Annotated in this window: 10 protein-coding genes; 3 read left to right on the top strand and 7 right to left on the bottom strand. The window is 74.0% G+C overall.

Features of this window, described 5'->3' with window-relative positions; translation table 11 throughout:
* Entirely contained in the window at window positions 1-444 is a 444-nt protein-coding gene (gene rimI, locus ACIBMZ_RS02595; RefSeq protein WP_396690972.1) for a ribosomal protein S18-alanine N-acetyltransferase, read from the bottom strand.
* A 68-nt stretch (window positions 445-512) separates the two neighbouring features.
* Entirely contained in the window at window positions 513-1,190 is a 678-nt protein-coding gene (gene tsaB, locus ACIBMZ_RS02590) for a tRNA (adenosine(37)-N6)-threonylcarbamoyltransferase complex dimerization subunit type 1 TsaB (RefSeq protein WP_396690345.1), read from the bottom strand.
* Between the two features lie 171 nt (window positions 1,191-1,361).
* Between tsaB and ACIBMZ_RS02585 the strand changes: the two genes are divergently transcribed.
* From ACIBMZ_RS02585 to ACIBMZ_RS02575, 3 genes are all read left to right on the top strand, one after another.
* Entirely contained in the window at window positions 1,362-1,904 is a 543-nt protein-coding gene (locus tag ACIBMZ_RS02585) for a SigE family RNA polymerase sigma factor (RefSeq protein WP_396690343.1), read from the top strand.
* Window positions 1,888-3,051: a hypothetical protein gene (locus ACIBMZ_RS02580; RefSeq protein WP_396690342.1), complete on the top strand. Its 1,164-nt coding sequence runs from the start codon at window positions 1,888-1,890 to the stop codon at window positions 3,049-3,051. Before ACIBMZ_RS02585 ends, ACIBMZ_RS02580 begins: the two co-directional genes overlap by 17 nt.
* Before the next feature lie 115 nt (window positions 3,052-3,166).
* On the top strand, window positions 3,167-6,406 hold the full coding sequence (locus tag ACIBMZ_RS02575; protein WP_396690340.1) for a S8 family serine peptidase: 3,240 nt from the start codon (window positions 3,167-3,169) through the stop codon (window positions 6,404-6,406).
* Window positions 6,407-6,487: 81 nt separating this feature from the next.
* Here ACIBMZ_RS02575 and ung read toward each other — a convergent pair whose 3' ends face one another.
* The 5 genes from ung to ACIBMZ_RS02550 all read right to left on the bottom strand — a co-directional run bounded on the left by ung (window position 6,488) and on the right by ACIBMZ_RS02550 (window position 11,512).
* Window positions 6,488-7,189, bottom strand: coding sequence for a uracil-DNA glycosylase (gene ung / locus ACIBMZ_RS02570; RefSeq protein ID WP_396690338.1), 702 nt, complete (start codon window positions 7,187-7,189; stop codon window positions 6,488-6,490).
* A 75-nt stretch (window positions 7,190-7,264) separates the two neighbouring features.
* A complete protein-coding gene (tsaE, locus tag ACIBMZ_RS02565; protein WP_396690336.1) occupies window positions 7,265-7,753 on the bottom strand; it encodes a tRNA (adenosine(37)-N6)-threonylcarbamoyltransferase complex ATPase subunit type 1 TsaE in 489 nt (162 codons plus the stop codon).
* Complete coding sequence (locus tag ACIBMZ_RS02560) at window positions 7,750-8,844, bottom strand: alpha/beta fold hydrolase (RefSeq protein WP_396690334.1); 1,095 nt, start codon at window positions 8,842-8,844, stop codon at window positions 7,750-7,752. The genes tsaE and ACIBMZ_RS02560 overlap by 4 nt, the downstream gene beginning before the upstream one ends.
* Entirely contained in the window at window positions 8,841-9,959 is a 1,119-nt protein-coding gene (gene alr / locus ACIBMZ_RS02555; protein WP_396690332.1) for an alanine racemase, read from the bottom strand. The genes ACIBMZ_RS02560 and alr overlap by 4 nt, the downstream gene beginning before the upstream one ends.
* A gap of 83 nt (window positions 9,960-10,042) precedes the next feature.
* On the bottom strand, window positions 10,043-11,512 hold the full coding sequence (locus tag ACIBMZ_RS02550) for an NAD(P)H-hydrate dehydratase (RefSeq protein ID WP_396690330.1): 1,470 nt from the start codon (window positions 11,510-11,512) through the stop codon (window positions 10,043-10,045).
* Window positions 11,513-11,529 lie beyond the last annotated feature (17 nt).

Here is an 11,529-nt window from a genome sequence, read left to right as displayed (position 1 = left end):
TCAGTCCTGGTTGCGCTGCATCACCAGCGCGTCGGTGTTGCTCGGTTGGTAGTAGCCGCGCCGCACGCCGATCGGTTCGAAGCCGTACGACGCGTAGAGGCGCTGGGCCGGCGCGTTGTCCGCCGCGACCTCCAGCAGCACGCTCCGTACGCCCCGCCGGGCCGCCTCGGCGAGCAGTGCCTCCAGCAGCACCCGTCCCACGCCCCGACGTTGCGCGTCCCGCCGTACCGCGATGTTCTGCACCCACGCCTCGTCGGGCGGCGCGACGGCCAGCCCGGCGTAGCCGAGCACCGCACCACCGTCGTCGGTGGCGACCAGATAGAAGTGCCCGTGGGACAGTTCGTTCCAGAACATCGCCGCGGACCACTGCTCGGCACCGAAGAGGTCCGCCTCGATCGGCAGTACCTCGTCGATGTGCCACCAGCGGAACCGGCCGAGCCGCACCGAGTCACGCTGCTCCGGATCGCGCTGCACCGGATCGGATCGCACCGGATCGGTGCCGTGCCGCCCGGTCACGGCAGGACCGGTTTGCGGGCGGTGGCCGCCACGGCGTCCGGACGCCGCAGATAGAGCGGAGCCAGCGTCTCACCGGGCGCACCGGCCCGGATGCGTTCGGCGGCCAGTGTCGCCAGCGTGTACGCGTCCGGGTAGCGCGGTTCCGCCCGCAGCGGCAGCCCGAGCGTCTCCGCGTACCGGTGCGCGCCGTCCCCGACCGCCGCCGTGACGCCCGACTCCCGGGCCCGCTCGGCGGCGACCGTCGGCGCGCCGACCTCCGGCCCGACGAGCCGCTGCCCGGCGCCGTCGTAGACCGCCCAGTAGATCTCCCGCCGCCGTGCGTCACCGGCGGCCAGCACCGGCTCGCCGTTCGCCGCCGGGTACCCGATCGCGTCCAGCGAGCAGACACCGTACGTCGGGATGTCGAGCACCTGGCCCATGGTGGCGGCGGTGACCAGCCCGACCCGCAGCCCGGTGAACGGTCCCGGACCGAGCCCGGCGACGACCGCACCGAGGTCGGCCGGGCGGGCGCCGACGTCGGTCAGCACCGCGTCGACCTGGGGCGCGAGCAGTTCGCCGTGGGCACGGGCGTCGACGGTGCACCGGTGCGCCCGGGTCGTCACCGCCGTCGCGGTGACCTCGACCAGGGCCGCCGTCACCGCCGGCGTCGAGCTGTCCACCACGAGTACGAGCACAATGAGCCAGCCTAGCCGCACCGCCGATCGCCCCGTGGCGCCCCGCCCGCCACCGGTGCCGGCGCCGCGTCCACCACCGCCGGCACCACCGAAAGTGATCGGACAAGTACTTCCTCTCCCCGAGCAACTTCTGCTCCCGATCCCGCCGTCCCACCTCCGGACAGAGGAGGAATGTCGATTTTGAAGGCCGCAGACGAGCAAGCGTTCCGGGAGTTCGTGACGTCCGAGATGGCGTCGCTGCGCAAGCTGGCCTATGTGACCTGCGGGGACTGGCACGCGGCGGATGACGCGGTGGCCAACACACTGATCAAGCTGTACCCGCGCTGGCGCAAGGTGGAGCGGCCGGACCTGTACGCCAAGACCATGGTGTACCGGGCCGCTGTCGACGAGACCCGCAGGCCGTGGCGTCGGGGGCGGGAACGGTCGGTCGGCGACGGCATTCCGGACGTTGCGATGGACGACCCGAACGGCACCACCGACGAGCGGCTACGGCTGCGGGCGGCGCTCAACGCCGTACCCACCGGCCAGCGTGCCGCCGTGGTGCTGCGCCACTACCTGGGACTCAGTCTGGAGGAGACGGCCCAGGTCCTGGGCTGCACCGTCGGTACGGCAAAGAGCCAGACCTCACGCGGTCTCGCCAAGCTCCGCGAACTACTCGGAGCCGATCGACTCAATCACATCGAGGACAAGGAATGGCATGTCGCAGTTGCATGAAATCGTGGCGGCGGTGACCGTGGACGAGCCGCCCATGTCGCGTTCCGTCGACCAGATCGTCGCGGCCGGCCGCAAGGCCGAGCGTCGTCGTCGGGCCGGCTTCGCCTCGGCGGGTGCCGCCGGCCTGGTCGTGGCCGTGGTCGCCGGCACGTTCGCGCTGACGCCGGGCGCTCCGGGAACCGCCGAGCCGCCGACCACGATCGTCGCCGGGGCGGCACCGGAGACGGCAGCCACTTGGTCGGACGCACCGCCGTTCAGCTTCACGTTCCGCGCCTTCGACGCCGGTCCGCTGCGCGTGCAGGACCCCGTCGTGGCCTCCACCGCCTATCAGATCGCCGCGGTCTACCTGGACGGCAGGGTCACCCACGATCGGCCGGTCGAGGACTCCGAGGCGCCCGTCCGGCGGAACGGGAAGCGGCCCCCCGCTGCGGGCACCGACTCGGCCCGGCCGTTCTCCGGCTACCTCACGCTCTACCGGCCGGGCGCGTTCGACCCGGCGGGGATCGTCGGCGGCACCGCGTCGACGATCGCCGGCCGCCAGGCCGTCGAGTCCGCCGTCGAGCCGGCCGGCCGACAGTTGGCCTGGGAGTACGCCGACGACGCATGGGCCGTGGTGACCGCGTACACCAGCACCTCCGAACCCTCCATCGCGGACCTGTCGGCGCTGGTCACCGCCCTGGAGCCGAGCCCGGCGACGCCGGCCACGCTGCCGTTCCGGGTCGGCTACCTGCCCGCCGGCCACGCCCCGGTGGAGGCCGGCACGCACGCCCTGCCCGGTCTGATCGGCATCTCGCAGGCCCGGGCGGGCAACTACGGCGGCGTGACCTACGCCGATCCCAGCCCGGCGACCACCGGCCTGAACGCGCCGTACGGCGACAACGAGGCCGGGACCATCCCGGGCAGTGTCAGCATCTACGTCATGCCCTCCTCCGCCTCCAACCAGCGGGCGAAGGCCGGCAAGACGAAGTGCCACCAGGTGTCGGGTGACCCGTTCTGCAACCGCTGGACCGCCGACGGCGCGGTGCAGGTGCAGGTCCTGAGCACCGGCGGGCTCTCCGTCGCGGAGCTGACCCGGATCGTGGAGTCGGTCGAGGTGACCGACGTCAACGACGAGAACACCTGGGTCCCGGTGCTCCAGGCGCGGTAGCCCTGGCCCACACCGGCGACCCCGCACGTCCGGCGCCGTGTCCCCGCCCCCGGGGGCGCGGCGCCGTCGCACTTCTCCCACCCGTCTTATGTCCACAATGGAGGACAAGAGGTACATGCGTCCCAGACGATTCCTACCGGCCGCCGTGGCCCTGCTGCTCGCGGCCGGTCTCGTCCCCGCGTCCCCGGCCGGTGCGGCTGACGCGGCCGGGTCGGCTCCGCTGCCCGGCGGTGACGGCCGGACCGCGACGCTGATCACCGGCGACCGGGTCACCGTGACCGCCGACGGCGGCGTCAGCGTCGTCCCCGGCCCCGGCCGGTCGGAGATCCCGATGCTGACCAGCACGATCGCCGGCCGGGTACGGGTGGTGCCGGCCGACGCGCTGCCGCTGTTGCGGGCGGACCGGCTCGACCCACGGCTGTTCGACGTGACCGGCCTGCTCGCCGACGGGTACGACGACGACCGGCGCGCCGACCTGCCGATCATCGCCTCCACCGACAGTGGCGTCGACGGCACGATCGTGCACCGGATGACCAGCTTCCAGGCCACCGCCATGCACACCCGCAAGCAGGGCCTCGACCGGCTCTGGTCGGGGCTGACCCGCAAGGGCGCGAAGGGCAAGGTCTGGCTGGACGCCGTCGGTCGTTTCCACGGTGCCGAGGGCGTCCAGCAGATCGGCGCGCCGAGCGCCTGGCAGGGCGGCCTGACCGGCAAGGGCGTCACCGTCGCGGTGATCGACAGCGGTGTCGACGCCACCCACCCCGACCTGGTCGGCCGGGTGGCCGACCAGGTCGACTTCTCGCCGGTCTCCGACGGCGGCGTACCCACCAGCGGCGACGTCCGCGACCTGATGGGACACGGCACGGCCGTCGCCGCCGTCGCCGCCGGCAGCGGGGCCGCCTCGGCCGGCCGGTACCGGGGCGTCGCTCCGGAGGCGACGATCATCGACGCCAAGACCGGGGACTGGGACTCGACCGAGTCGGCGGTGATCGCCGCGATGGAGTGGGCGGCCGGCCCGAAGCGCGCCGCAGTCGTCAACATGAGTCTCGGCTTCCCCGACACCCCCGGCGAGGACCCCCTGGAGATCGCCCTGCGCAGCCTGAGCGAGCAGCACGGCACGCTGTTCGTGGTCGCGTCGGGCAACAGCGGCGACAACGGCAACAACCCGAACGCCGCACACGACTACGACGTCGGGTCACCGGCCACCGCCGATGCCGCGCTGGCCGTCGGCGCGGTCGACCACGACGACCGGCTGACCTCCTTCTCCAGCCGTGGCCCGCGTCTCGGCGACGACGCCGTCAAGCCCGACCTCACCGCGCCCGGCGACGACATCACCGCCGCCCGCAGCACCGACGCGTACGGCACCGGCCCCTACACCGACGGGCTGTGGGGCACCTCCTTCGCGGCCCCGCACGCGGCCGGCAGCGCCGTCCTGCTCAAGCAGCGACACCCGGACTGGACCGGAGACATGATCAAGGCCGCGCTGATGGGTACCGCCCGACCGGCACCGGGTGTCGGCGTGTTCGCCCAGGGGGCCGGTAGGGTCGACGTGGCCGGGGCGCTCGCCGGCCGGGTGCTCGCCGACCCGCCGAGCCTGAGCCTCGGCACGCACGCGTACCCGCACACCGACGACGAGCCGACCAGCCGGACGGTCACCTACCGCAACACCGGCACCGCGCCGCAGACGTTGACCCTGGCCCTGACCGTGGACGGGCCACGGATGACGCCCGTCTCCGGACTGTTCCAGGTCAGCCCGTCGACGCTGACCGTGCCGGCGGGTGGCAGCGCGCAGGCCACCGTCACGGCCGCCGCCTCGACGACGGCACCGGCCGGGCCGTACTCCGGGCGGCTGACCGCCAGCACCGGCGACGGCAAACGGCTGACCACGCCGGTCGGGTTGATCCGGGAGGCCGCCACCCACTCGCTGACGGTGCGGCATCTCGGTGTGGACGGACAGGCGAGCAGGGACTACTACACCACCGTCGTGGGCCTGGACACCCCGTACGTCTACGACTCGCTCCACCACTACGACGACGAGCAGGGCAGCGAGATCACCATCCGGGTGCCCGAGGGGCGCTACGCGGTCGTCTCGCAGATGTTCTCCGGCTCGCCGGCGCTGACCTACCTGGCGCACCCGAACCTCGCCGTGACCGCCGACACCGACCTCACGCTCGACGAACGGGCCGGGCGGCCGGTCCGGATCAGCGTGCCGGCGGCCGACGCGGTCCGCGCGGACAGCACCGTCCAGGTGGGCGTCCGCAACGGCGACTCCTGGGTGACCGTCGGCGGCAGCAGCAACGCGTCGACCCGGATGCGGACCGCCCAGATCGGCGGGATCGGCAGCGCCGACACCTTCGTCTCGATGATCGGCGCGGCCTTCGCCGACGGATCGGATCCCAGCCGGTACGCGTACCAGCTCGCCTGGCACCGGCCCGGCACGCTGCCCACCGGCTTCACCAGGTCCGTCCGCACCGGAGACCTCGCCCTGGACCGGACCTCCGCCCGCGCCCAGGCCCCGGAGGGTCCGACCGCGATGCAGTCGGCACCGATCGTGCCGGGCTATCCGCTCACCCCCGCCTACGCCTCCACGCCGCTGGCGCAGACCCGCTACTTCAACACCGACGGCGGCGTCACGTGGGCCTCGCGGGTGTTCCAGTACTCGGACGAGGCCGTGGACTATTACACCGTCACCACGACCGGCGCGCCGATCGCCTACCGGGCCGGGCGGACCTACACCTCCACCTGGAACGCCCCGATCGTCGCGCCCTGCCCGACCGCCGGTGGCGGGTGGTCCGGCGACCAGTTGGTCGTGCGGATCGCGCCCTACTGCGACAGCGCCGGTCACCCCGGCTACGTCGAGCAGGAAGCCCGCACCGGCACGACCACCCTCTACCGCAACGGCACCGCGGTGGCCACCTCCGACGTGCCCGGTCACGCCCGGTTCACCGTCCGGCCCGCACCGGGCGACTACCGGCTCCACGTGGAGTCCACCCGGGCCGCCTCGTTCGGCCTCTCCACCCGGGTCACGGCCGACTGGACGTTCACCCGGCCCGCGACCGCCTCGCGCCTGATGGCGGTCCGGATGGCGCCCGGCCTGGACGCCACCGGCACCGCACCGGCCGGCCGGTCGTTCACCATCCCGATCAGCGTCGACGCCGACTCGGTCGGCCTGCGGGTCTCCTACGACGACGGCGTCACCTGGCGGCCCGCCCCGGTCGTCCGCACCGGCGCCGGTGCCTTCCGTGGCACGGTCCGGCACCCGGCCACCCCCGGATACGTGTCGGTGCGGGTCACCGCCAGGGGCAGCGCCGCCATCCTGACCGAGACGGTGGTTCGCGCGTACCGGATCGGCTGAGCACGAGGTGCCCCCGCACATCACCCGTCCGGTGGTGTGCGGGGGCACCTCTCCTCGTCCTGCCGGAGCGCGTCGGTCGGCTCAGCCTGCGGTGCGCTCCCAGTCGACGGTGGGCAGACCGGCGTCGGCGAGCGCCTTGTTGGCCGCGCTGAACGGACGGCTGCCGAGGAAGCCGCGCGGGTTCATCGGGCTGGGGTGCCCCGCCTCCAGCACCACGTGCTGCGGGTTGGTCACCAGCGTCGCCTTCTTGCGGGCGTAGCCGCCCCAGAGCAGGAACACCACCCGCGACTCCTGGGCGTCCAACGCCCGGATGGTGGCGTCGGTGAACTCCTCCCACCCCCGGTTGGCGTGCGAGCCGGGGGTGGCCTGCCGGACCGTCAGCACCGAGTTGAGCAGCAGCACCCCCTGCGCCGCCCAGCCGTCCAGGTTGCCGCTGCGCGGCTTGGGCACACCCAGGTCCTCGCCCAACTCCTTGAAGACGTTGCGCAGCGACGGCGGCACCGAGACGCCCTCGCGCACGCTGAAGCTCAACCCGTGTGCCTGGCCGGCCCGGTGGTAGGGGTCCTGCCCGAGGATCAGCACCCGGCAGGCCGACGGCGCACAGAGCCGGTAGGCGGAGAACAGGTCCTCGACCGGCGGGAAGACCGTCTGGGTCGCGTACTCCCCGGCGACGAAGTCGGCCAACGCGGCCGTGCGGGCCGGGTCGAGGTGCGGGGCGAGCACCTCGCGCCACTGCTCGGGAAGCAGGGCCAGCAGGTCGAGAGCGGGGGTGTCGTCGGGCATCGGCGGCCTTTCACCGGTCGGAACGTTTCCGGGGCACTGTAGGCAGTGGGTACGACAGCGTCGGGCGCAGGGCGGTCAGCGCGGCACGGTCAGCGCGGCCAGCCGTGCCGCCCAGTCGCCGCCGACCGGCTCCAACTCCACGTCCCGGGTGTCGTCGTCGCGCCGGTCGAGGCGGATCCGCAGGTGCGCGTCGACCAACTGCTCGACCAGCCCCTCGCCCCACTCGACCACGGTGACCGACTCCTCCACCGAGGCGTCCAGGTCCAGGTCGTCGATCTCGGCCCGGGGATCGCTCGCCGCCCCCAGCCGGTACGCGTCGGCGTGCACCAGAGCCATCCCGCGTCCGGTCGCCGGGTCCGGCCGGTGCACCCGGGCGATCACGAAGGTCGGCGAGGTGATGTCGCCGAGCACGCCCAACCCGGCGCCGATCCCCTGGGTCAGCGCGGTCTTGCCGGCGCCCAGCGGGCCGGTCAGCAGCACCAGGTCACCGGCGCGCAGCACCTGCGCGAGGCGCTGCCCGAAGGCGTGCGTGTCCGCGACGGTCGGCAACTCGAAGCGGGTCACGGACGGTCCCGCTCGCACGAGTCGAGGAACCGGCTCACCGCGATGTTGACCTCGTCGGCGTGCTCCAGCATCACCACGTGCCCACTGTCCTGGATCTTGACGAACTCGGCGTGCGGCAGCCGCCGGACGATCTCCTCGGAATGCGTCACCGGCGTGATCATGTCCTTGTCTCCGACGATCACCAACACCGGCGTGTCCTCCAACGCGGCCAGCGCCGGGAACCGCGAGTGCGTCGCCAGCGTACGCAGGTAGCGGGTCACCGTGTCGGCCGAGGTACGCGAGTTCATCTCCTCCACGTACGACACCAGTGCGGGGCTCGGTTTACGGGTGCCGAAGCCGTACCTGCGGGTGAGCAGCCAGGCCACGTTGCTGGTGGACTTGCGGGCCCGGTCGATCACCGTCCCGCCGTACCGGGTCACGTAACCGGCCGTGTAGAGCACCGGCGCGCCGACGCGCCCGAGCAGGGCGGACGCGACCAGCTTCGTCTCCGCCAGCAGACCACCCGAGGTGGCCATCAGCACGGTGCCGACCACCCGGTCGTCGAACATCTCCGGGTACAGCTCGGCCAGCGACATGATGGTCATGCCACCCATCGAGTGCCCGATCAGGACCAGCGGGCCGTCCGGCGCCACTTCGTCGATCACCCGGCGCAGCGTGTGGCCGAGCGCGACCAGGTCGTATTCGCCGCCCTCCAGCCGCCCCGAGCGGCCGTGTCCGGGCTGGTCGTACGCCACGATCCGGTGCTCGCCCCGCCCGGCCAGCATCTTGCGCTGGAAGTGGAAGGTGCCCATGTCCAGGCAGAAGCCGTGCACCAGCACGACCGTCGGGTTGCCGGCGACCGGGCGGATCGGTTCGACCACCTCGACGTGCACGTCGGTGCCGTCGGGCAGTTCCAACCGGTACGCCGCGTCGTAGTGCTGCTCGCCGAAGACCTCGTCGACGTACGGGTCGGCGGGGTCGGCCTTGAGCCGGCGGACCAGGGCCCGTTCGGTGGCCACCCCGGCGGCGAGCCCGGCGGCGGCCACACCGAGCGCCGCCCCGACCAGCCCGGCGGCCCGGCCGGCGGCGGAACGCGGTCGGGGCACCCTCACGCCGACCCGCCGTCGTAGATCCGGGGAACCCGGGTACTGCCGAACCGGGTGACGATCTCGTAGTTGATGGTGCCGGCCGCCTCGGCCCAGTCGTCGGCGGTGGGCGCCCCGTCCGCACCGTCGCCGAAGAGGGTGACCACGTCACCGGCGACCACCGGGTCGTCGCCGCAGTCCAGCACGAACTGGTCCATGCAGACCCGGCCGGCGACGGTCCGCCGCTTGCCCCCGAGTTGCACCGGGCCGGTGTTGGAGGCGTGCCGGGGCACCCCGTCGGCGTAGCCCAGCGGCACCACCGCCAGCGTCGCGTCGCGCTCGGTGAGGTAGGTGTGCCCGTAGGAGACGCCGGCACCGGCCGGTACCCGCTTGGTCAGCATCACCCGGGCCCGCGCGGTCATCGCCGGCCGCAGCCCGTAGGTCTGCCCGGCCACCGGGGAGAGGCCGTACACGGCCAGTCCGGGACGGACCAGGTCGAAGTGGGTGTCGGGCCGGGTGAGCGTGGCCGCCGAGTTGGCCAGGTGCCGGTAGCGGGGGCGTAGTCCGGCCCGCTCGACCATGGCCAGCCCCTCGTGGAAGACCGCCAACTGCCGGTCGGTGGTGGGGTGTCCCGGCAGGTCCGCGTAGACGAAGTGACTCCACACCCCGACCACCTCGACCAACCCGTCGGCCTGGGCCTTCGCGGCGGCGTCGAGCAGCGTCGGCCAGTCGGCGACGGTCGCGCCGCCCCGGGCCAACCCGGTGTCGATCTTGAGGTGCAGCCGGGCCGGGCGCTCCGCGCGCCGACTCGCCTCGACCATCTCGTCGAGCTGCGGAAGGCTCGCCACACCCAGGTCGACGCCGGCCGCGACGCCGCTGTGCAGCGGCAGCCCGGGGGCCAGCAGCCAGGCCAGCACCGGGGCGTCGATGCCCGCCGCGCGCAGGCCCAACGCCTCGTCCAGGGTGCAGACGCCGAGCCAGTCCGCGCCCGCCTCCAGCGCGGCACGGGCCGCCGGGACCATGCCGTGGCCGTAGCCGTCGCCCTTCACCACCGCCATCACCTCGGCGTTGGTACCGGTGCGCAACCGGTCCACGTTCTCCCGGATCGCGTCGAGGTCGACGCGTACCTCGGCCTGCCACATGCCCCCACCCTACTTCCGCGCTGATCACCCGGGGTGGCCCCGGCCGAGTACGGGGTGTCGGACGGGTCCCGGGACGGCCGGAGTCAGGTGATCCGGGCCAGCACCGGACGCAGCGCGGCGGCCACGTCCGCGGCGACCACCGGACCGCCCCGCGCGGCCTCCCGACCGGCCGACCCGTGCAGGTACGCCGCCGACGCGGCGGCCCGCTCCGCCGGCAGGCCGGACGCGAGCAGCGAGCCGAGCAGCCCGGCCAGGACGTCGCCGGTGCCACCGGTGGCCAGGGCCGGGGTGCCGGTCGGGTTGACGTACGCCCGGCCGTCCGGCGTGCCGATCACCGTGCGGTTGCCCTTGAGCAGCACCACGGCGTTGGTCCAGGCGGCCAGCCGCAGCGTCGCGGCGACCCGGTCCGCGCCCGGCTCCTCGCCGCAGAGCCGGGTGAACTCGCGGTCGTGCGGCGTGAGCACGATGGGCGCGTCGCGCTGCCGGAGCTGGTCGGCGAGCCGACCGTCGACCAGCAGGGTGAGCGCGTCGGCGTCCAGCACCACCGGCACCGGCGCGGCGAGCACCGTCCGCAGCTCGGCGGCGGCCCGCTCGTCGGTGCCCAGGCCCGAGCCGCACACCCACGCCTGCACCCGGCCCGCGTCCACCACCCGGTCGGTGGCGATCACCGACGGGTAGCGGCGCACCACCTCCTCGCGGGCACCGCCCGCGTAGCGGACCAGGCCGGTCGGCCCGGCGAGCGCACCGCCGACCGACAGCACCCCCGCACCCGGGTACGTCGCCGACCCGGTGGCCACCCCGACCACGCCCCGGGTGTACTTCTCCGAGCCCGCGCCGAGCGGGGGCCACCAGTCGACGACGTCGGACTCCTCCACGACGTGCCACGCCGGGCTGCCGCGCAGCCACGGTCGCAGGCCGATGTCGACCAGTTCCACCTGCCCGGCCAGTGCGGCGGCCGGGCCGACCGCCAGGGCCGGTTTCCACGCGCCGAAGGCCACCGTCACGTCGGCCCGCACCGCGTTCGGCCGACCCGACGAGGTCAGCGGCACCGCCCCGGTGTCCACCTCGACCCCGCTGGGCACGTCCACCGCCACCACCGTCGCCCGGCCGCCGTCGCGCCCGTGCTGCCGCAGCAGGCTCGCCGCCAACTGCTCGGCCGTCTCCCGCAGCCCGCCGCGCCCACCGATGCCCACGATCCCGTCGACCACCAGGTCGACCACGACCGGCGGGCGGTCCACGACCCGGCCACCGGCGGCCCGCAACGCGGCCAGCCCCGCCGCGTGTACGCGGTCCGGGTCGAGCAGCAGCGCCGACACCGACGCACCGCGCCCGGCCAGCCGGGCGCCCGCGTACAGGGCGTCGCCGCCGTTGTCGCCGGAGCCGACGAGCAGCAGCACCGGTGCGGCGTACACCCCGCCCCGGTCGGCGAGCAGCAACGCGCAGCGGCGGGCCAGCCCGGCGGCGGCCCGCTGCATCAGCGTGCCCGGAGGCAGCGTGGCCATCAGCGCCTTCTCGGCCGCCCGAATCTCCGCCACCCGCCAGACCGGCCGCATGTCCCACCCCGTCTCCC

Source organism: Micromonospora sp. NPDC049900 (genome assembly GCF_044461025.1).
GTDB lineage: Bacteria > Actinomycetota > Actinomycetes > Mycobacteriales > Micromonosporaceae > Micromonospora.
The sequence above is the reverse complement of the archived record's forward strand: the minus strand, read 5'-3'. Positions and strand labels throughout refer to the sequence as shown.